This is a genomic window from Alicyclobacillus fructus, from assembly GCF_017329605.1.
Taxonomy (GTDB): Bacteria; Bacillota; Bacilli; order Alicyclobacillales; family Alicyclobacillaceae; genus Alicyclobacillus; species Alicyclobacillus fructus.
Genome location: NZ_JAFMTY010000008.1, coordinates 103,596 through 124,841 on the forward strand (window position 1 = coordinate 103,596; position 21,246 = coordinate 124,841).

The window sequence follows — 21,246 nt, forward strand, 5'->3', positions numbered from 1 at the left end:
GGCGCAGCGTCGCTTCGGTCGATGCGGGCCAAAACCAGCGGCGGCGCCTCGACGGGATCGTCCGAGATCTCGATGACGCGCTCGAGTTCCTCGATGCAGCGGATAGCGTCCTCCTGCGTGCGCGCGTGCACGGTGAACATCGGGCGGTGCGTCTGGACGCGATCGCCCACCTTGGCGTGCAGCACAATGCCGACGGATGGATCGATGGCCGCATCCTTGGTCTCCCGTCCCGCGCCAAGGCGCATCGCCGCGAGGCCGAACGCGAGCGCGGGCAGCTTGGCGACAAAGCCAGCCTTGGGAGGAAGATACGGCTTCACGACCGGCGCCTGCGGGAGCCGGCTTGGATCGTCCACCACGGACGGATCGCCGCCCTGCGCCGCAATCCAGCGCTTCAGGGTCGCGATGGCTCGGCCCTCGGCGACCGACGCCCGCAGCTTGTGGCGCGCCTCTTCGCGTGTCGCGGCCGCGCCCGCGAGGACCGCCATTTCCTCGGCCAGGGCGAGGGCCATTTCGGCGAGATCGAACGGCCCCTCGCCGGAGAGCACGCGGATGGCCTCGGCGACCTCGAGCGCGTTCCCGATGGCGCACCCAAGCGGCTGATCCATGTTGCTGAGGACCGCGACCGTCCTCCGCCCCGCGGCTTCGCCAATCTCCACCATCAGCCGCGCGAGCCTGCGCGCTTCGGGAAGCGACTTCATGAACGCGCCGTCCCCCACCTTGACGTCGAGCACGATGGCGTCCGCGCCGCCGGCCAGCTTCTTGCTCATCACAGAACTGGCGATAAGCGGCAGGGATTCGACGGTCCCCGTGACGTCCCGAAGCGCGTACAGCTTCTTGTCGGCCGGGGCCAAATCGGCCGTCTGCCCGCCAAGCGCGATGCCCACCTGCTTCACCTGCGCCACGAGTTGCGCGACGCTCAAATCGGTTCGGAACCCCGGGATGGACTCGAGCTTGTCGATGGTCCCGCCCGTGTGCCCGAGCCCGCGCCCAGACATCTTCATGACCGGCACGCCGAGCGATGCGACGAGCGGCAGCACGACAAGCGTCGCCTTGTCGCCCACCCCGCCCGTGCTGTGTTTGTCAACCTTGATGCCCGGGATCATCGAGAGGTCCAGTCGTTCGCCCGAGTCCGCCAAGAGCCTCGTCAGCGCGAAGGTCTCCTGGCGCGTCATGCCGCGCCAGACCACCGCCATCAGAAAGGCGCTCATCTGATAGTCGGGAATCTTACCGCCCACGTAGCCCTCGATCAGAAAGCGCAGTTCCTCTTCCGTCAGCGCCTCCCCTCTCCGCTTTTTGTCGATCACGTCCACCGCTCGCATCGTAAGCCACCCTCTCGTCTCGAGGTCATTCGCGTCCATCGTACCACAGCGCCGCGCGGCTCGTCCGCGCCTCGATGCGCGCAATTCCCCTTCACGGATGGGACGGACTTCAGTAAAGTGATACGTGGCAGATTTGCGCGCGATTCTTGGCTACGCCGGAAATGGAGACGAACCATCGTGACCGGACGCAAACTCACGCTATACAGTTTCGCCTATCGGGGGCTGTCCTCGTTCCTCACCTTCGCCAACAGCGCCATCGCCGCGCGCTACCTTCCGACGGCGAGCCGGGGCGAATTTCAACTCTCCACCACGGTCGCCACGCTCGGGCAGTCGTTCTCGGGCGGATACACGAATTACTTCTCCTACGCGCTGCCCCGCAGGCCGCAGGACAAGGCGCAGATTGTCCAGATGGGGAACTTGGTCATGTTCCTCTTCAGCATCGCCGTCTGGCTGTTCGCCGTGATCGCCATTTGGATCTGGCATCCGCCTATCTCCATCGCCTACGCCATGGTCGGCATTCCGTTCACGTTTCTGTTTGGCTACGGCTCGAAGTTGTTGAACTCGCTCGGGGAAATCTCGTGGTTGAACCGCGTGAACATCGCGCAGGCCACCGCTTTTCTCGCACTGTATCTCGCGTTCATCGCATCGCACTGGCACATGCCCGAAGGACCCCGGCTCGCGTGGACGTTTCGCATCTGGCTCGTCTCGTGGGCCGTGTGCGTCGCCCTGACGCTCGCCGTCACCTACCACAAGCTCGGCTTCGGCGAGGCGCTCAAGTGGCGCTTTCACCGAGCGGAATGGAGAGGATTGTACCGATACGGCACAGCATCGTCCCTGGCCATCGTCACGGGCTACGTCAACTACCGGACGGATTTCTGGATGCTCGCCCTGATGCACAACGCCACCACGCTCTCCATCTACGGCGTGGCCGTCGCGGCGGCCGAAATTCTCAACACCCTCACCCAGACCATCGCCACCATGGTCTTTCACCGGGTGACCGCGGCCAGCGTGGACGACGCCGGAGCCATCACAGAGAACGCGTCGCGCCAGACGCTGGTCACGTCCTTTCTCGCCGCGTGCGCTTTGGCCGCGGGCATGCCCGTCATCGTGCTCATCTACAGCTGGCACAAGTACGGGGGAAGCCTCGGGCCGTTTTACGTGTTGCTGCCGGGGCTTGTGCTGAAGGCAACCGCCAACGTCATCGCGCAGTACTTCACCAACGCCCTCGGCCGGCCGACGGCTCTCACCTGGGTGAACCTGGCCGTGATCGCCTCGAACGCGCTTATGTGCCTGGGTCTCATCCCGCTCGCAGGGATGTACGGCGCATCCATCGCCTCGACACTGTCGTACGTCTTGGAGCTCGCCCTGTACGTCACCTGGTATCGGCGCGCTTCCGGCCGCGACAGCCGGGCGCTTTGGCGCGTGACCCGCGGCGATCTCGCCCCGTATCTCGACCTCGTCCGGAAGCTTCGCCCGCGAGCGGCCCGCACCCCATAAAAAGAGCCCGGCGCATGCCGGGCTTCAAGCGGCCATCAAAACCTGCCGCCGAAGGACAGATAGAGTAAAAGCATGTTCAAGACGACGATCACGGCGGCACACAGACTGGCCACCCACGTGGTCAAGCGGCGGTTGACCAATCGCCCCATGAGGTCCGGCCTGCGGGTGAAGTAAATCAGGGCCACCACGGGCATCGGCAGCACAATGCTCAGGACCACCTGACTCAACACGAGCGTCTGCGTCGGATCGATGCCAAGGGCGACGATGATGACCGTCGGAATCATGGTGATGACGCGCCGGAGCCAGAGCGGAATCGTGAAGCCGACAAACCCCTGCATGATGACCTGCCCGGCCATGGTTCCGACGGCCGAGCTGGAGAAGCCAGACGCCAACAGCGAGATGAGGAACACCGCGGCGCTCGCCGGGCCGAGCAGCGGCGTGAGCGTCTTGTACGCGGTCGAAATGTCCGCCACGCCCGTGTGACCGGTGTTATGAAACACCGACGCGGCCATGAACATCATCGACAAGTTCACGAGCCCAGCGAGCGACATGGCGATGGCGACTTCCTTCGTGCTGAACCGCGCGATTTTCACCTTGTCTTCCTCATCTCGCGGCTGAATCCGATTCTGCGTGAGGCTCGAATGCAAGTACACCACGTGCGGCATCACCGTAGCGCCGATCACGCCCACCGCGAGCAGAACCGCCGCCTGATTGCCGAGCCACGGCACCACGCTGTGGTACGCGACCTGGCCCCAGTTCGGCTTCGAAAACGCCGTCTCCACCACGTAGCACAGGGCGATGATGAGGACGAACGCCGTGATGAACTTCTCCAGCGGGCGGAATCCCAGGCGGTCCAGCGTCAAAATCAGGTACGTCACGACACCCGTGACGAGCGTCCCCCAGAGCATGGGGATGTGGAGCAACAGGTTCAGGCCGACGGTCGCGCCCAAAAACTCCGCGATGTCCGTGGCCATGGCCGCCACTTCGGAGAACGCCCACATGACGTAGGTCAGCCACTTGGGAAAGTGATCTCGGCACATCTCGGGCAGGCTCTTGCCCGTCGCGATGCCGAGCTTCGCGGACAAGTGCTGAATCAGCATCGCCATCAGGTTGGCGAGCACCACCACCCACAGCAGCCGATACCCAAATTCCGATCCGCTCTGGATGTTGGTCGCGTAGTTGCCCGGGTCGATGTACGCCACACAGGCGACAAACGCCGGGCCGAGAAACGGCAGCAGCGCGCGCAAACCTCTGCGCCGATGATCCAACGCCGCTCTCGCGGCTCGCACAGCCTTGGAATCGGACGTTTGCATGCTCGTGGTCGTCACACTCACCTCATCGCCCCCTCTACCCGGAATCTCCTCCATCGTCTCGACACGCCGGGCACGAGTTGCGTTCGGATAAGATTTTTAGCCCAAGGAAACTTTCTGACCCTATTATACGACGCTCTCGGCGATTTGTGACCCGCACATTTGACCTGAGGAAAAATTTTTGGTTTGGGGAAAGTGGACCACGTGAAATGGACGGGCCCGGGTGAGCATCAGGAAAGCCAACCAGCGTGCGAAAAGGAGAGGGGAGGGTCACGCACATCATCACGCATGAGGCGTCGACGACCTGGCGTCACATGGTCCTGCCAGATGACAACAACCGTTGAAGGAAAGCAACCGAGGGTGCTGCATGGAAAAGAAAGCTGCCCCTTCACCACCCTTGCGAATGGATCCGGGACAGCTTCCGACACGCCGTTTCCAAGCCATCACACAAACACAGGATCCTTGAGGTCCTCGAGCTTGAGCATCGATTCCTCGGCCACTTCCTTGTGCAAGCTGTTGCCGTGCGCATCCATCGTGACGATGGCTGGGAAGTTGTCCACCTCGAGATGCCACATCGCCTCGGGAATCCCGAACTGATCCAAGAAGTCGACGCCCTTCACCTTCGTCACGCAACGCGCGTAGAACTGCGCAGCGCCGCCAATCGCGTTCAAATACACGGCGCCTGACTTCTTCAGTCCCTGCAGGGTCTTCTCTCCCATGCCGCCCTTGCCGATGACCGCGCGAATGCCGAATTTCTCAATGATGTCGGCCTGATACGGCTCCTCGCGCGAACTCGTCGTCGGGCCCGCGGCCTTCACGTGCCACTCGCCGTTCTCATCCTTCAGCATCACCGGACCGCAGTGGTAGAGAATTCCCCCCCGCAGATCCACGGGCGAATCGTGATGCATGAGGTATTTGTGAAGCTCGTCACGCCCCGTGTGAATCTCGCCGCGAATGAGCACGACGTCGCCCACCTTCAGCTTGCGGATCTGTTCCTCGCTGATGGGCGCCTGAAGCACGATCGCGTCCTCCGTCGAAAACGCCTGTTTCGGCCGCTCGAGCTTCCCTTCGCCGTCTTTGTACAACCAGCGGCGAATCTCGCCGGTCTCGGGATCCAGGACCACGCCGAGGCGCCGGAAGGCCCAGCAGTTGTACGCCACCGAGACGAAGAAGCTCGCGGGGATGCGATTGCGCACGCCGATCTTGCAGCCGAGGAGCGTCACCTTGCCGCCAAAGCCCATGGTGCCAATGTCGAGCTGGTTCGCCTTCTCAAGGATGTACTGTTCGAGTTCCGCGAGCTGCGGATTCGGATTGACATCGTCCAGCGGCCGGAACAGCTGTTCCTTTGCACCCTCATAGCCGCTCGTGCGATCGCCGCCGATGCACACCCCGATGAAGCCCGCGCTGCATCCTTGACCCTGCGCCTGGTAGACCGCGTGCAGGATGCACTTGCGGACGCCGTCGAGATCGCGCCCCGCACGGCCGAGGCCGGGAAGATCGGTTGGCAGCGCGTACTGGATGTTCTTGTTCTCACAGCCGCCGCCCTTCAGGATGAGTTTGACCTCGACCTCGTCTTTCTCCCACTGGTGGAAGTGCACGATGGGCGTACCTTCACCGAGGTTGTCGCCGGTGTTCTTGCCGGTCAGCGGATCGACCGAATTGGGCCGCAACTTGCCGAGGCGCGTCGCTTCCGCCACCGCCCTCCGAATCTCGCGCTCGAACTCGATTTGATTGAAACCGACCGGGCAGTGGACGATGAAGGTCGGCATGCCCGTGTCCTGGCAGATGGGTTGGACGTCCTCCTCTGCGGAGACGATGTTGTCGACGATGGTGTTCAGCGCGATGGACGCGCGGCTGCCCAACTCCTCCTGAAGCTGTGCCCGCTTGATGGCCCGGCGCACGTCCGGCGGCAGATTCGTGGAGGTCTCCGTGATCAATTCCAGCAAGCTATCAAACGCTTTCGTCGCCACTTGCCACTACCCCTTTCACAGCACGTGCCTGGTGCCCCTTCTTCAGTATATCACTTGGCGCACGAGAACCCGGAATCGCGGCATCATCGGCCCATGAAAAGAGGGACCCCGAGAGGCCCCTCATCGAAGCGGAAGGTCCAGCCGCGCCACGTCGGCCCACGTTTCTCGCCGGACCACGAGGCGCGCCTCGCCGTCGCGGCAAAAGACGACAGCCGGCTTGGGAATGCGATTGTAGTGGCTCGCCATCGCGTACGTGTACGCACCTGTCGCGAAGACGGCGAGGAGATCTCCAGGCCGCGGATCGGCGAGCGGCAGATCCCAGATCAGCATGTCGCCGCTCTCGCAACACTTCCCGGCCACGGACCAAGGTCGATCCGGCTCCTCGGCCGGCCGGTTCGCATAGCAGGCGTGATATTTTGCGCCGTAGAGCGCGAGGCGAGGGTTGTCCGTCATCCCTCCGTCGATGGCGACGTAATTCCGCACGCCTGGGATGACCTTTCGACTGCCCACGCGGTACAGCGTCACGCCCGCCGGCCCGACGATGCTGCGGCCGGGCTCAATCCACAGCACCGGCACATCCATGCCCCGGGCCGCGAAGGCGTCTTTCGCGGCGCGGATCACGCCGCGGACGAGATCGGCAACGGGCGGCGCGTCCTCATCCGTGTAGGGGATGCCAAATCCGCCGCCCAGGTTGAGCACGGAAAACGGCAGTTCGAACCGGCGCAGCCCCGCCTCGTACACGCCGGCCATCCGCTCGGCGAGCAGCCGAAAGCCCTCCACGTCGAAAATCTGCGAGCCGATGTGCGCATGCACCCCGATGACGCGCGCGCGTTCCACCTGACTCAGGCGCAAAAACGCCTCCTCCACCTGGTGACTGGCGAGGTCGAAACCGAACTTCGAGTCCTGTTGCCCGGTGGAGATGTAGTCGTGCGTGTGCGCCTCCACGCCCGGCGCCACGCGCACCAGCACGTCGACCGCGCCATCCTTTTGTTCCAGGATGTCGGCCAACAGGTCGATCTCGTCAAAGTTGTCCACGATCACGGCGCCAATGCCGCTCTCGATGGCATATTCGAGCTCCTCAGGCGTCTTGTTGTTTCCGTGCATGTGCAGCTTCTTCGGCGGCACGCCGGCCGCGAGCGCGGTGTACAGTTCCCCGCCCGACACCACGTCGATGCCGATCCCCTCCTCGTGCGCGAGCTGGCACATCGCAATGGTGCAGAACGCTTTGCTCGCGTACGAAATCTGATACGGCACGCCTTCCTCTTGAAAGACGCGATGGAACGCGCGGATGGTCTCGCGAATGAGCCCCTCGTCGTACGCGATGAGCGGCGTGCCGAACCGCGCGACGAGATCGACCGCGCTCACGCCGCCGATGAGAAGGTGGCCCTCTTCATTTCTCGGAAAATGCGCGTCGACCCCCGGACTCACGTCCAACAGGTGTTCTGATTTCACGCCGTCCACTCCTATCGTCTCTCTGAATCCGCCCTGGTCTCTCTGTTGGGCCGCGCCTCGACTGGACTGCACGAACCTGAATAAAGATTCAGACACAAGTATATACGCGCACCGGCCTGCGGGGCAACGGAAATTTGCGGTCCAGCGCACGCGCATACCGCCCTGGGCTGAGGAACATGCTAGCGACAGATCCGGTTTGGAGGTGAGACCGTGCGTTGGAACGCCGTGGATTGGATCGCCTGGGCGCTCATCGTGATCGGCGGCATCAACTGGGGCCTGATTGGATTTGCCAACTACAACCTCGTGGGTGCCATCTTCGGCGCGACGTGGCTCTCGCAGTTCGTGTACGCGCTGGTCGGACTCGGCGCGCTGTGGCAACTGGTCGCTGTGCTGGTCAAAAGTCAGGCGGTTCGCACCTGACCAAGCGGCCGCGCGCAAAGGCCCTGGCGAACGAGCGTCGTCGCGCCAGGGCCTTCTGCGTGTTCAGGAAGCGTCACTCGCCGACGCGCAACCGGCGGCCGCGCGCCTCCGCGGCCGCCTCGTCTTCCTCGCCCACGCTCGCCGCGTTGAGCGTGAGTCCGCGCGTCTCCGGCGCGAGGAACAGGCAGACGAGAAAGCCGCCGAACGTGACCACGGCGCCCGCCAGCATGGTGGGGCCAACGCCATATTGGCTCAGCGCCCACGGCAGGAGGTAGGTTCCGGCCACCGCCCCCAGGCGGCTGATGCACGTCGTCACCCCGACCGCCGTGCCCCGCACCTCGGTCGGAAACAACTCGTTCGGCGCGAGCCACTCCATGATGTTCGGCCCTCCGGAAAACAGGGCGTACAGCAGGAAACCCAGGCCAATGATCCAGAGCGGCCCATTCGGAAACAGCCCAAGGAGCAACATGCCGACGGTCATGACGGCGAATGACGCGATCATCGTCAGCCGCCTGCCCATGCGGTTGACGAGCCAGAGCGCCGGCACGCACCCGGCGATGAACAAAAGGCTCACGAGCGCCGAACCGTAGCCGGACGATCCGTCAAACAGGTGGTAGGATGTCAACAGCGTCGGTCCAAACGTCAAAATCGCAAACAGCGGCGCGACCGCGGCCGTGAAAAACCCGCTCACGTACAGCGTGCGCTTCAGATACGTGCGGTTGAAGAGCGTCCAGTAGCTCGTGCGCGTCCGCTTTTCCTCGGGGACCACGATGTGCTTCAAGCTGGCACCCGGACCATACACTTCCCGAAGCACCTTGAGCGCCTCACGCGGTTTGCCCTGCTGCAGAAGCCAGCGCGGCGACTCCGGGGTACCGAGGCGGAGCAAGACCAACGCGATCCCAGGCACCGCGCTCGACGCCAGAATGTACCGCCAGGCGTTGGGGCCGATGGCGAGCATCCACTGCCCCACCACATACGCGACGACAGACCCGACGTACCACGCGATGACCGTCACGCCGAGCATCGCGCCGCGGTATTTTCGAGGCGCGAACTCCGTGAGAAGCGACGTCGCGATGGGATAATCGGCGCCGACCGCGATGCCCAGGAGCACGCGAAGAAGGAACAATTCCCACGCGTTTTGGACGAAAAACTGAAGCAGGGAAGCGACAATCAGCAGGATGAAGTCGACGGTGTACATCAGTTGGCGGCCGAACCGATCCGTCACGTACCCGAGCAGGCCGCCGATAAAAATGCCCATCAGCGCGGACGCCCCGATGAGCCCGCTCCACATGGCGTCGAGGTGCAACTCGGGCGTGATCTGCGTCAGCGCTATGGCGATGATACTCAAGATGTAGCCGTCGAGAAACGGCCCGCCGGATGAATACACGGTGAGCTTGAGGTGAAATCGGCTGAACTTCGCGTCTTCCACAGGATTCGCCTGCTGTGCGGCATGCACGTGATCGTCCCCTTTCCTTGCGCTTACGAGGTTAGCTGACGGGTTGGGTCGGAAAGGCGCCCCACGAACGAGTCGTTTCACCCCAGAATGTGGTTCCCCCGCTTCCTCCGACAGGAGGAATTCAGCGCTGCCGCTTCGATCGCGACAAAATGATGGCGTTGTAAACATTACGATACTCGAAATTTGAGGCGATCGCAAGTTGAGGACAAGGCGTTGGAACCCCCCGCAGCGGGCGGCCGCGAGGGCCACCACCGCGATCACGCCCTCAGGTCGACGTCGGATTCTTGATGGCCGTGAGCACCGCCGCGTACGACTTGTCGAGGATCTGAATGTTCGCCGACTTCGCGAGCTGCGCCACGAGCTTCGGTTCGCTCTCGGCGTTCTGCTGTTTGATGGCCTGGACAATCTGCGAGCGAACGGCGGAGAGCGGCTCCACATGGCCGGGCGTGACGGCCTGGCATTGAACCAGCTCGTACCCGCCCTGCACTTGAATCGGCTGGCTCACCGCTCCCGCCTTGAGGGCAAACGCGGCCGAGGCGATGGCCGGATCGTCGGCCTTCAGTTCATCCTCCGTGAATGTGCCAAGCAAGCCGCCTTTGGATCGGGTGGCGGTGTCGATGGACACGGCCTGGGCCACCGAAGCAAAGGACTTTCCGGACTGAATCTCCGCGAGGGCCTTCTCCGCGTCCGCCTTCGTCTTCACCCGAATGATGGCGATCTTGCGCGTCTCCGGCACGGTGAACATGGACGTGTTCTGCCTGTAGTACGATTCAATCTGCTTGTCCGTGACCTGGACCTGCGACTCGGCCAGCTTGGTGGCCAGGATGTTGTCCCGAATCTGCTCGACAAACTGCACCTTGGTCATGTGGTTCTGCGCGAGAAGCGAATTCAGCTGCGCCTCCGAGGTGATCCCGTTCTGCATCTCGATGGCGGTGATCTGCTGATTGATCTCCGCGTCCGTCGCCGTGATGTGCCGCTGCGCCGCGGCCTGCTCAATGAGGGCGTTGGCGATGAGCTCCTCCAGCATGGCCGATCCGGCATAAGCCTCTGACTGCTGCGCCAGCTCCTGCCTCGTGATGGGGGTCTTCCCCACCATCGCCACCACCGATCCACCCCCGTGCGCGGCGTACGTGCCAAACCACACGCCGCCCACGATCAGCGCCCCAGCGCACGCGCCAACGAACCCGGAAATCCACCGTTCCTTCTTCAATGCCATCCTCCTTCAGACCTTCCGCACCCTGGGCTCCATATCCCAGTTCAAGCAAGCCTATCACGGGGCTCCAGGTTTCGCAACACGTGCTTTTGCACTTTGCCCGTGGCGTTCACCGGAAGCGACCGCGCGATGACGATTTGCGCCGGCCGCTTGGGCTTGGCGAGATGGGCCGCGCAGAACGACTCCAGCTCGGCGCGCAGGGCGTCCGCGTCCACGCCATCCGGCTCCTCCGGGACGACCCAAGCCACCGCCCGCTCCCCGTACAGCGGATCCGGCATCCCCACGACGGCCGATCTCGCCACCGCCTCGTGCGCGTTCAGCACATCCTCGATCTCCCGCGGCGAGATCTTCTCGCCCGCCCGGTTGATCATCTCCTTCGCGCGCCCGGTGATGTACACATAGCCGTCCTCGTCCATGTAGCCGAGATCGCCCGTGTAAATCCACCCGGGCCCGTAGCCGTAGTCGGGCGCGGGTTCCATGCCCACGTAATGCTCGATGACGTTGTCGCCCCGGATGGCGATCTCGCCGAGCTCATAAGGCGCGAGCGGCCTCCGATCCGCATCCACGATGACAAGCGACATCCCCACCGGCTTGCCGACCGATCCCGGCTTCCGCACCTCCGGCGGCAGCGGGTTTGTGCAGATCTGCCCCGCCGCCTCCGTCATGCCGTACGCCTCAATGACTGGCACACCAAACGCCGCCTCGATGCGCGCGGCCACGGCCGGCGTGAGCGGCGCCGAAGCCGAGCGCAGGAAGCGAAGCGATTCGAGCGCCCCCTTGGGCGCGGGCCGCTTCGCGACGATGGACAAAATCGTCGGGACGCAGGAGACCCAGGTGACCCTGTGCTGGCGAATGTCGTCCCAGAAGAGGGACGCGTGGAACTTGTCGCGCATGACGATCCGGCCGCCCGACACCAGCGTCGACAGCAGCACGATCACCTGCCCGTTGATGTGAAACAGCGGCAAGATGCAATACGCGACGTCGGCAGGCGTCAGTCGGTGGCTTCCGATCACGTTCTGGACTGCGGCCCAAAGATGACCGTGGGTCAACAGCACGCCCTTCGGTTCGCCCGTGGTGCCCGAGGTGAACATGAGCACCGCCGGACGCCGCTCGGGCTCTTCGCCTTGCGGCTCCGGCTCGGACACGGCAACGCGCCCCCACAGCTGAACCACCTGTCCGGATTCGGCGTCCAGGTGGACGGAAGGTCCGCCATGGAAGCCGTGCCCACGCAACTGAGGCTCCCAACGCGCGCCAGCGTCGGGCGCGACGATGGCGAAATCCGCCCGATACCGCGCCATCGCCCGCTCGAGCTCGCCCGCAGGCATCTCACGGTTGGCGGGCACGCAGACGGCCCCGTGTTCCAGGCAGGCGAGGTAGCTGACGACAAACGCGTACGAATTCGGAATGGCCAACATCGCGCGATGGCCGGGACGAACCCCGGCACGCTCCAATTGAGAGCGCACGGCCGCGATGTGCGCCCGAAGCTCCCCGCAGGTGTACCAGCGGCCGTCCCAGACGACGGATCGCGTTGGGTCGGCGAGGGCAGACGACAATGCGTTCCACAGTTTGGACATGACCAACACCTCGATTTCGAAGTTCAAATCCACGAAACAGGTCTCATCCGGCCGCACTGGACGCGGCCTTGCGCGTCAGGGACTTGGGCCATCCCGTCTTCTCGCCGACGATGTATCCGACATAGGGGATCTTTCCGATGAGATACGCGGCGACGCCGGAAGACACGTACGTCAGCGCAATCCAGACCGGCAACATGGCGTACTGCACAGGCAGCGGGGCATGAATCCGATCGGCCAAAAGCTCGACAAATCGAAGCGCGATGGGATGAATGAGAAAAATACCAAAGCTCACGCTGCCAAAGAAGCGGATGAAACGGCTCGCACGAGGCATCAGCCCTCGGGCCCGGCGGGCCTGCCAACCAAGGCCGATGCGCCACAGCACGAGTGCCACCGCCAAGCTGTAGGGAACCATGACGGGCTGCAGCGTATCGACGATCCGCCCTCCCGTCAGATGGAACACATCTCGGTTGATAAAGTAGATGCCACAGAGCAGGCACCACATCCCGACCCACGTCCAGAAGAGCAGGCGCCCATGCGCGGTGGCCCACGCTTTCAAGCGCGGATAGTAGATGGCGAACATCGCGCCCGCGATGAACCAGAACTCGTACGTCAACAGGTCGCGATCGCGATACCGGACCAGAACACGCAGCCACCCCGGCAACTGGTACACGTTCACGAACTGAAGCGAGGCCTGATTCCAGATCATGATGCCTACCTCGATGAAAAACGCGACGACGGCGATGACCAGATGATACCGATTGGACCGCCGCAGCCAGCGCACCATGAGTGGAAACACGAGGTATAACTGCATCGAGACGAGAAGAAAATACAGGAAATATTGATTCGCGGTGGCCAAGCTGGTGAGAAAGGTGTGAACCAGACAGGGCGCGGTCCACTCGAATCCCTTGAGAAAGGTTCCCTGAAACAGAATGTAGATGGCCGTCCACGCGATGTATGGAATGGCAATGAGCAAGAATCGCTTCTTCCAGAAGGAACCTGCCGTAAATGGGCGGTCGTAGTACGTGTAAAACAGGACGAGGCCGGTGATAAACATGAAGGCTTCTCGCGTGAAATGGAACGTCATCATGAGGATCCCGGAAGATACGTCCATCCACGATCCGTCCGGCGTTCGAACGTTGAAACTGGACAAGACGTGCACACAGATGACGCCCAGGATGATGCAGGCCCGCATCAGATCGACCTCGTAGAGATGGGATTTCTTCTGGGCCTGACTCACCGTGACCCCCTCCTTGCTTGGCTCGACACACCGCATAGCTTAAGGGAGCGAGCTTGAAGCTTCGTTGAAAAACATCAAAAGTTTATCAAAGCCTCAATGCCACCTTAACACGCGTCCGCCATGTTTGCCAAAGGCGGTTATCCCCATCGTGCGCCAAGGAGGACGGGACGTCACCAGGGCGCGAGCGGGATCGACCAAAAAACACGATTTTAAGGGCGATTTGAGATGAAAATGACAAGATGGAGGAAAAGACATCCTGGGGGGTCGTGGCGATGAGATGGCGCTGGCCCATGGGGGTTGTGACCTTTGCCCTCGTCGCGAGTGTCCTGTGGACGCCTGGGGCGCTGACCGCGCGCGCCGACTCGAACTTGCCCGACGACCGCGCGACAGCCAGCCAACAGTTGGCATCCGCGTCTTCTGAGGCCGGTGCGGCGTCGACGTCCGGCGCACCGACGAGTTCAGGCGTCGCACCCAATCCCGTGCACGCGCCGGACGACCAGCCGGAGAGCGGGACAAGAGCCGGTTCGGCCGGAAACGGCAACGCACCTGCCGAAGACCACGTCGTGCGGGTCCTCGTCATCGGCTCGTCGGTCGCACGCGGCTGGAAGGACCCGACGGGGGGAGGCTATCTTCACCGCACGTTCACGGCCTTGTCCTCGCTCACGCCGGTGACCTATGACGTGATCGACAAAGCGGAACCGGGCAAGGGCGTGCTCAGCATTCGGGACACGTACGTGAATTGGCTGGACACGTACGAGCCGCAGATCGTGTGTATCGCGTGGGGCGGCCTCGACGACCTGTACCAGCACACGCCGCTTGAGGTCTACGACGCGCAGGTGAAGTGGCAGATCGAAGAGGCGCTTGATCATCACGCCATCGTCATGCTCGTGACGACGCCCGTGTCCAAGGCGTCGTACACCACGTACCGTGTGGCGCAACAAAGGCTCATGCAGAGCGAAATTCAGGTGGCGAACAGCTTCCACAACCCGAACGTGTACGTGTTCAACCTGTTTGACCAGATGAAGGCCTATCTCCGGGATCATCACGAAAACGTGCAGCCGTTGATGAACGACAGCTGGCACCCCAATTCGAAAGGGCACGCGCTTGCGGCTCAGCTGTTGGTGAAGGACATCCTCGCGAAATTCCCTGTCACCGCGCCCGTCTTCAAGGCGGGACCATCGACCTCGTCGGGCCATACCGAGGGCGGATCGGCATCCTGAAGGGATTTCGAAGAGAAGCGCCTGATGTGGGCGCTTTTTTTATGGCTTGGCGGCCTTCATGGACAACGGGCCGAACCAGGACGGAGGACCGGACGGGACCATTTTTGTCGACGGGGAATCGGTATAATAAGGGACACAACGCCACAGGAAATGAGGTTCGCAGCATGGCCATGGACATGGGAGGACGTCGCTTCAAGGTGTGGCTTGGCGCCTGCGCGGTCGTCTGCGCCGTCAGCGCCTGCGGGACCGGCACAGCGGACAACGCGCCCACGGCGCCCGAAAGCGCGCAGTCGGCGGCGCGGCAGACGAGTCCCTATCCGCTCATTGCTCACCCGTCCGCGCAGCCGGTCGTCGCGATGGGTGTGGGCGGCTCCGTCGCACACGGATGGGATGACAAGACCGGCGGAGGCTATCTCGTGCGAGCGTTTCAGAAACTGACGAAGATCGGCCCCATATCCTTTCAGTTCATCAATAAATCCATCGAAGGTTACGGCCCCACGCAGATGGCGACCAAATACACCGAGTTTCTCAGCGAAATCCATCCCCAGGTCGTGGTCATCTCGTGGGGCATGTTGGATGACATCGCCAACAAGACGCCCATCGCCGCGTTTGAACAAGCCGTTCAATCTGAAATTCGACAGGCGCTTGCCGCGCACGCGGACGTGGTCGTCGTCACACCGCCGCCCACCGGAGCGTCCTATGGACACGATCAAGCGCCCGAAAGCCAACTCGTCGCGGACGAAATTCGCGTGGCAAAACAATTTAAGACCCCGGACGTGATCGTCGTCGATTTGTTTAACCAGATGAAGCGCTACCTCGCTATCCATCATCAGTCCATCCAGATGTACAGCGCGGACGACTGGCACCCCAACACGCTCGGCCATGAATTGGCGGGATCGCTTTTGGCCCAGGATCTGCAGGGCACACTCGTGCCTGCCGAGAGCGCCAAGCCGAGCTCAGGATGAGCACCGGCGCCAGCCTGTGCGCAATCCGCCGCGCCTAAGCTCACTCAAATCCCCACACCTCGGGCAGCGGAATGCCGTGTCGATCCGACAGCTCGGCGAGATCGGCCCACACGTCGTCCGAGATGGGAATCCCTCGGCGGCTGCGCCTCAGGCGTTCGCGATGACGGCGCTCACCCGGCACGCGAACGGATGTGTGCCGCGCCGCGGCCGGCGTGTCGTGCATCTCCTCCACCAAGGCGGCCATGCGCTCCAAAAACGGCGTTTGGCCCACGAAATACTCGGGATGAACAGTGGCGGACCAATCCGCATCGCGTTCATCGACGTCAAACAGGCACGGGCAAAATCCTGCAGCGAAGGAGGCGCGACGAGCCTCTCCAAACGCTATCACTCCCCAAGGTCTGCGCCTCATTGCTCCACCGCCTGCGCGACCAGCTTCGCGTACACCATGGCGCCCGTGGGATTCAGATGGACGCCGTCCTGCCAGAAATACTCCGGATGTCCCGCGCTCGCCTGATACCAGTTGACGAGAACCACGTGCGGATACGTGGCCGCCACCTGGGCCAGCGTCTGATTGACCGCGTTTTGCCACGGGCGAGGCACGCGCGTGTTGACCAAGACGATCTTTTGAACCGGTCCGAGCGATTGGAGCACGGAGACGAGTTGCTGTTTGGTGAAAGGCCCATTGGTACCAAGCTCCAAGATGACGATCCGGCCCAATTCTCGTTTCGCCTTTAACGCCTGGATCACCTGCGGCGCTTGGTACATCTGGCGCCCCACTTGCCCGTCGCACACGATGCCCGGCAAGAGCTTCTCGAGATCGCCCTCGATGTCGATCATCACCGAATCGCCAATCGCGGTCACGCCGACGCCCGAAGCCTTCTTTGCCTTCGTATTGGCGATGGTGCGCACGTTCACGCTGTGCGGGGTGCCAGGAGTCGAAGACGGGTGAGGCGCGGCGGACGTATCCTTTGGCGTCTGCCCACCGCTCGATGCGCCCTTGGTGCCTTCGAGAGCGGCCTTATCCCCCGATCCGCCCGCCAGCGTCGCCTTCGCGTGCACCTTGCCCAGAGATGCCACCACGGGATAGGCGGTCATGCCCGCGCAGAACAGGATGGCGACCCCCGCCACCAAGCCGGTTCCATACACCAGGCGGCGCCGACCGCTGCGAACGCGCCGCGTGCGCTCGACGGCGCGACGGGCTGTGCGTTCCGCCTTTCGCTGTTTCCCGAGGCGCCGGATGGGCTCCTCGACGACTCGCCACGACACCGCGGCGATGGCCACGGCCAAACCCGCCTGCCACGCGGCGCGCCACGGGTTGAAGTCGTTCGCATCGATGAGCGGCGTCGTCAACGCGATGATCGGAAAGTGCCAGAGGTAGATGCCATACGAGCGCACACCGAGCCAGCGCCAGGGCTGCGATCCGAACGCGCGGCCCAACCACGTGCTTGGGTGCGCCAGGCACGCTACCAGTGCTGCGGTGGCAATCGAGAGAATCACGAGACCGCCGCGATACAAAAACGGCTCATACTCGTTCGTCTTCCAGATCATCCAGAGAATGGCCAGGAGGCTCACCAGGCCGACGAGATCGAGCAACAGGCGGCGGCGAGGCGCGAGCGGCCGGTCAAACCCGCTCGATGGCCAAATGAACGCCAGCATGGCGCCGATGAGAAGCCCGAACGCGCGCGTGTCCGTCCCGTCGTAGACGCGCGTCGGATCCATGCCCGGTTGATACAGCACGCCCATCCAGACAGCTGAAGCGAGCGCGAGAACGCCGGTGAAGGCGAGGACGCGCCCGCGCCGCCGCAGGACCGAGAGGGCAAAGAGAAGAAGCAGCGGCCAAAGCAGGTAGAACTGTTCCTCCACCGCCAGCGACCAGAGGTGACCGAGCGGCGTCTGGCGGCCAAAGCTCTGGAAATAAGAGACCTTGTGAAAGATGAACCACCAGTTGCTCACGTAGAAGAACGACGCCACGGCGTCGTGAAAGAACTGCGAAAACTGGGCGCGATCTGCCAAATACACCCAGATCATCACGATGGCGAGCATCACGACGAGCGCTGGGAGCAGACGCCGCGCCCGCCGCAGCCAAAACTGCTTGAAGTCGATGCGCCCCGTGTTTCGCCACTCCGACACGAGGAGATCCGTGATCAAATAACCTGAGAGTACGAAGAAGACCTGAACGCCGAGCAGACCTCCGGGCGCCCCGCCCCAATTCACGTGATACGCGATCACGGCGAGCACCGCAAGCGCTCGCAATCCGTCCAGTCCTGGCATGTACCGGCCATGCCCGCCCATCGGCTTCGGCATTGTCTGTAACTCCTCCCGTCGGCGCAATCCGTGTCGAAATTCCCCGTTTCGATTATATCTAGGAGACGAGCGAACTGGGCGGCGTGTTACATGGAAATTTGTCGATGCTCGCGGCCCGGCAAACCGACGAGATCGACCGGATTCGACAAACGGACCGGCTCCGCCTCACCCCTTTGGCCGAAAGAAGACGGCCGTCAGGAAGGCGAACACGATGGCCGCCGAGATGCCCGCGCTCGTCAACTCGAAGATGCCGGTGATGACGCCGACCAACCCGTGCGCCTTGCCTTCCGCGATGGCCCCCTGCACGAGCGCGTTGCCGAACGACGTGATGGGCACGGTGGCGCCGGCCCCCGCAAAGCGGACGATGGGATCGTACAGGCCGAGTCCGCCGAGCACGGCGCCCGCCACCACCAGGATGGACACCACGTTCGCCGGAGGCAGGCGAAAGGCGTCCATGAGCAGTTGACCTACCAGGCAGATGGCGCCGCCGACGAGAAACGCCCACAGGTACGTCATGGCGCGTCCCCTCCTGTCCGATGCAGCGCTTCGGGCCATTCCATGGCGACCGCGTGCGCGATGCAGGGGATGGTCTCCTTCTGCTGATACGAAATGGGGGATAACAAGGCGCCGGTCGCCACCACAAGGACGCGGCGCAACTCGCCATCGCGCAGCCTTCGCTGGATGTGCCCGTACGCCACCGACGCCGAGCAACCGCATCCGCTTCCGCCAGCCAGGACCTCCGGGAGATCGCCGTAGATGAGGACGCCCGCGTCTTGATAGCGATCCTGCGGAATGTCGACCCGGTGCTCCACCAGGAGATCGCGCAGGATGCGGGAGCCGACGCGGCCGAGATCGCCCGTGAGGACGAGATCGTAATAGTCGTACGGGAGGTCGAAGTCGCGAAAGTGACTAATGAGGGTGTCGAGCGCCGCCGGCGCCATGGCGGCGCCCATGTTGAACGGATCGGACAGGCCCATGTCCACGACCCGTCCGATGGTGGCCCTCGTCACCACCGGGTGTTCACCCTTGCCGTCGTTTGGGGCGACGATCGCGGCCGCTCCCGCCGTCACGGTCCACTGCGCGGTGGGGGGCTTCTGCGCGCCGTACTCCGTGGGATACCGGTAGTGCTTCTCCACTGCGGCGTTGTGGCTCACCGTGGCCGCGAGGGCGTAGCGAGCCGAGCGGGTGTTCACGAGCAATGACGCGATCGCCAGCCCCTCCATCGACGTGGAACACGCGCCAAAGATGCCAAGGTAGGGCATGGCAAGCGTTCTCGCGGCGAACGAGGACGAGATGATCTGGTTCATCAGGTCCCCCGCAATGAGAAAGGAGACCGCGTCCTTGGTGATCCCCGCCTTTTCGATGGCCTTCTGGCACGCCTCGTCGAGCAAGGTCCGTTCCGCCTGCTCCCAGCTCTTCTGCTCCATGCGGATGTCTGCGTGCAGGAGGTCGAAGTCGTCGGCGAGCGGCCCCTTGGCCTCCATCGGCCCGCCGATGGCCGCGGTGGACAGGATTATCGGTTGATGTTCGAACAGCCAGCTCTGGTGTCCCTGGAGCATGCTCTACCTCCCCGGTGCGACGAGCGTGTGCAAGAGTCCAATGAAAAAGGCCGCCACGACACCCCAGACGATCACGGCCCCGGCCAACTTGAACATGTTGGCCCCCACGCCCAGCACCCATCCCTCCGTCTTCGACTCGAGAGCGGCCGAAGCCATCGCGTTCGCAAAACCGGTCACCGGGATGGCGGTGCCCGCCCCGGTGAATTGCGCGATTTTGTCAAACACGCCGAGTCCCGTGAGCAGACACGTCAGGGCGATGAGCACCGCGACGGTCGGATTGCCCGCGTCTTTGCGGCTAAACCCGCACACGTGCACGAAAAAGTCGCTCACCGCCTGGCCGATGACACACACCAAACCGCCCGCCACAAACGCGATCGCCAGATTTCGCGCCATGGGGCGGGCCGGCTCCCGCGCCGACGCGAACGCCTGATACGCCTGCATCACGGGCGTTGCCCGCTTGAGCTGTGCCTTCGGCATCTTGCGTCTCCTTCCTTAATGCAGCAAGTAGGGTTCCGTCTCGTTCCGAATGCGCTCGACCTGTTTCGCCATGGCGGTGTACTCGCGCTTGGCCACCTCATCGTCCGTGGCGAGCGCATAAAGCTCGAGATCGGCCTCAGCCTGTTTCAAGAGAATGTGCGTCAACTGGCGCGCCTTGGGCTCGGGGACCTGAATCCTGTCATCGTACAGATCCACGTACAGCTCCCCCGCCGCGTCCACTTGCGCGAGATAGACGTTCTCCACCGCGACCCCGAGCTTGTCCAGTTCTCCCTTCAACCACCTGCGGTTGAAGCCGAGCGTGGCGAGCCCTTCGTCCATGATCTTCCCGTCCATGATCACGACCTGAGGCTGCGACTCGGCTGGCACCTTGAGCCCGAGGCGCTTCGGCGTGACCGGCTCTGCCTCCGGCTTCAACATCACGTTGACGGATCCGTTCGATTCCATGATGGCAAACTCCACATCGGCCACCTTGAACACGTTCTTGGCGCGCAGGTGCTCCAACAGTTCGTCGGTCGACATCCGCTCCTTGCGCAGATTGTCCTCCAGAATCTTTCCGTTCTGAATCAGGACACGCGCCTTGCCCTCGAGGATGTCGCGCGCCTTCTTGCTCTTGAGCGCGATAAAGCTCAGCAGAATGGGCAGCGCGGTGTACACGGCCATGGGCAACAGCCCGTGGTACAGGGGCGCCTGTAGCTGATCCGGGATGATGGCCGCCATGTCGCCGATGGCGATCCCGACGATGTATTCAAAAAACGTGATCTGCGAAAGCTGCCGCTTGCCGATGAGTTTCGCGAACAGAAACATCGCGGCAAATGCGATGAGCGATCGGATCACGATGGTCAACCACTCGGCCACCCGCTCACCTCCATCGACGTGAAGCGAGCCAGGGAGCGCGCTCCCTGGCGCCGCGCGGGCTAGAAGCCCTTGTATTGAGGTTCCTCCTGCTCGATCTCCGCGACGCGAGCCTGCAGCTGCTGCACCACCTGCTGCGTCTGCTGAGCCGCCTCGGTGTACAGCTGCTTCGCCTTTTGGTTGTCGGTCGCGAGCGCAAACGATTCGAGGTTCGCCTGCGCGCTCTTCAGGTTCGCGAGCGTCGTCTTGACCTGCTGCGCGATGGTCACAGGTTTCACCCCCAATCTGGACCGTAATGTCTCCGAACACAGGCACCGCGTATACATCGATTCACTTGGAAATCGCGGGAAGGACGGCACGTTGGCTTCTTGTTGATTTTCGTTGCTTTATTTCTGTTGGT

General features: G+C 63.1%; 18 protein-coding genes, 1 pseudogene and 1 riboswitch. Of the genes and pseudogenes, 4 read left to right on the forward strand and 15 right to left on the reverse strand.

What is annotated here, in order from left to right; all coding sequences use genetic code 11:
* Positions 1-20 precede the first annotated feature (20 nt).
* A pseudogene (locus J3481_RS05900) lies at positions 21-1,319 on the reverse strand (pyrimidine-nucleoside phosphorylase); the annotation flags it as partial.
* Positions 1,320-1,496: 177 nt separating this feature from the next.
* Here J3481_RS05900 and J3481_RS05905 point away from each other — a divergent pair.
* Positions 1,497-2,816, forward strand: a complete 1,320-nt coding sequence (locus J3481_RS05905; RefSeq protein ID WP_206830279.1) for an MATE family efflux transporter — start codon at positions 1,497-1,499, stop codon at positions 2,814-2,816.
* A 35-nt stretch (positions 2,817-2,851) separates the two neighbouring features.
* Here J3481_RS05905 and J3481_RS05910 read toward each other — a convergent pair whose 3' ends face one another.
* From J3481_RS05910 to lysA, 3 genes are all read right to left on the reverse strand, one after another.
* Positions 2,852-4,129 carry an Nramp family divalent metal transporter gene (locus J3481_RS05910; RefSeq protein WP_206830371.1) on the reverse strand — a complete coding sequence of 426 codons (1,278 nt, stop codon included), beginning with the start codon at positions 4,127-4,129 and terminating at the stop codon, positions 2,852-2,854.
* A 440-nt stretch (positions 4,130-4,569) separates the two neighbouring features.
* Positions 4,570-6,096, reverse strand: a complete 1,527-nt coding sequence (locus J3481_RS05915) for a fumarate hydratase (protein WP_206830278.1) — start codon at positions 6,094-6,096, stop codon at positions 4,570-4,572.
* Between the two features lie 120 nt (positions 6,097-6,216).
* Positions 6,217-7,548, reverse strand: coding sequence for a diaminopimelate decarboxylase (gene lysA / locus J3481_RS05920; protein ID WP_206830277.1), 1,332 nt, complete (start codon positions 7,546-7,548; stop codon positions 6,217-6,219).
* A 210-nt stretch (positions 7,549-7,758) separates the two neighbouring features.
* Between lysA and J3481_RS05925 the strand changes: the two genes are divergently transcribed.
* Complete coding sequence (locus tag J3481_RS05925) at positions 7,759-7,968, forward strand: DUF378 domain-containing protein (protein WP_008338448.1); 210 nt, start codon at positions 7,759-7,761, stop codon at positions 7,966-7,968.
* Between the two features lie 73 nt (positions 7,969-8,041).
* Here J3481_RS05925 and J3481_RS05930 read toward each other — a convergent pair whose 3' ends face one another.
* From J3481_RS05930 to J3481_RS05945, 4 genes are all read right to left on the reverse strand, one after another.
* Complete coding sequence (locus J3481_RS05930; RefSeq protein WP_206830276.1) at positions 8,042-9,424, reverse strand: MFS transporter; 1,383 nt, start codon at positions 9,422-9,424, stop codon at positions 8,042-8,044.
* 4 nt (positions 9,425-9,428) lie between these two features.
* A riboswitch (cyclic di-AMP (ydaO/yuaA leader) is annotated at positions 9,429-9,561 on the reverse strand.
* Between the two features lie 128 nt (positions 9,562-9,689).
* Complete coding sequence (locus J3481_RS05935; protein ID WP_236011268.1) at positions 9,690-10,640, reverse strand: peptidyl-prolyl cis-trans isomerase; 951 nt, start codon at positions 10,638-10,640, stop codon at positions 9,690-9,692.
* Positions 10,641-10,681: 41 nt separating this feature from the next.
* Entirely contained in the window at positions 10,682-12,244 is a 1,563-nt protein-coding gene (locus J3481_RS05940) for an AMP-binding protein (RefSeq protein ID WP_328702010.1), read from the reverse strand.
* Positions 12,245-12,254: 10 nt separating this feature from the next.
* On the reverse strand, positions 12,255-13,448 hold the full coding sequence (locus J3481_RS05945) for an acyltransferase (protein WP_206830275.1): 1,194 nt from the start codon (positions 13,446-13,448) through the stop codon (positions 12,255-12,257).
* Positions 13,449-13,720: 272 nt separating this feature from the next.
* Between J3481_RS05945 and J3481_RS05950 the strand changes: the two genes are divergently transcribed.
* Both J3481_RS05950 and J3481_RS05955 read left to right on the forward strand, forming a co-directional pair.
* Positions 13,721-14,668, forward strand: a complete 948-nt coding sequence (locus J3481_RS05950; RefSeq protein WP_206830274.1) for an SGNH/GDSL hydrolase family protein — start codon at positions 13,721-13,723, stop codon at positions 14,666-14,668.
* A 164-nt stretch (positions 14,669-14,832) separates the two neighbouring features.
* Positions 14,833-15,633, forward strand: coding sequence for an SGNH/GDSL hydrolase family protein (locus J3481_RS05955; RefSeq protein ID WP_206830273.1), 801 nt, complete (start codon positions 14,833-14,835; stop codon positions 15,631-15,633).
* A 40-nt stretch (positions 15,634-15,673) separates the two neighbouring features.
* Here J3481_RS05955 and J3481_RS05960 read toward each other — a convergent pair whose 3' ends face one another.
* From J3481_RS05960 to J3481_RS05990, 7 genes are all read right to left on the reverse strand, one after another.
* The gene (locus J3481_RS05960; protein ID WP_206830272.1) at positions 15,674-16,042 is read right to left on the reverse strand and encodes an Ldh family oxidoreductase; all 369 of its coding nucleotides are present in this window, start codon (positions 16,040-16,042) and stop codon (positions 15,674-15,676) included.
* On the reverse strand, positions 16,039-17,937 hold the full coding sequence (locus tag J3481_RS05965; RefSeq protein ID WP_206830271.1) for an acyltransferase family protein: 1,899 nt from the start codon (positions 17,935-17,937) through the stop codon (positions 16,039-16,041). The genes J3481_RS05960 and J3481_RS05965 overlap by 4 nt, the downstream gene beginning before the upstream one ends.
* A gap of 165 nt (positions 17,938-18,102) precedes the next feature.
* Positions 18,103-18,453 (reverse strand): stage V sporulation protein AE, encoded by a 351-nt coding sequence (gene spoVAE / locus J3481_RS05970; RefSeq protein ID WP_206830270.1) that lies wholly within the window; start codon positions 18,451-18,453, stop codon positions 18,103-18,105.
* On the reverse strand, positions 18,450-19,496 hold the full coding sequence (gene spoVAD / locus J3481_RS05975) for a stage V sporulation protein AD (protein ID WP_206830269.1): 1,047 nt from the start codon (positions 19,494-19,496) through the stop codon (positions 18,450-18,452). Before spoVAD ends, spoVAE begins: the two co-directional genes overlap by 4 nt.
* 3 nt (positions 19,497-19,499) lie before the next feature.
* Positions 19,500-19,973 (reverse strand): stage V sporulation protein AC, encoded by a 474-nt coding sequence (spoVAC, locus tag J3481_RS05980; protein WP_206830268.1) that lies wholly within the window; start codon positions 19,971-19,973, stop codon positions 19,500-19,502.
* 15 nt (positions 19,974-19,988) lie between these two features.
* Positions 19,989-20,849, reverse strand: coding sequence for a DUF421 domain-containing protein (locus tag J3481_RS05985; protein ID WP_206830267.1), 861 nt, complete (start codon positions 20,847-20,849; stop codon positions 19,989-19,991).
* Positions 20,850-20,908: 59 nt separating this feature from the next.
* On the reverse strand, positions 20,909-21,115 hold the full coding sequence (locus tag J3481_RS05990; RefSeq protein ID WP_206830266.1) for a DUF1657 domain-containing protein: 207 nt from the start codon (positions 21,113-21,115) through the stop codon (positions 20,909-20,911).
* Positions 21,116-21,246: the final 131 nt, after the last annotated feature.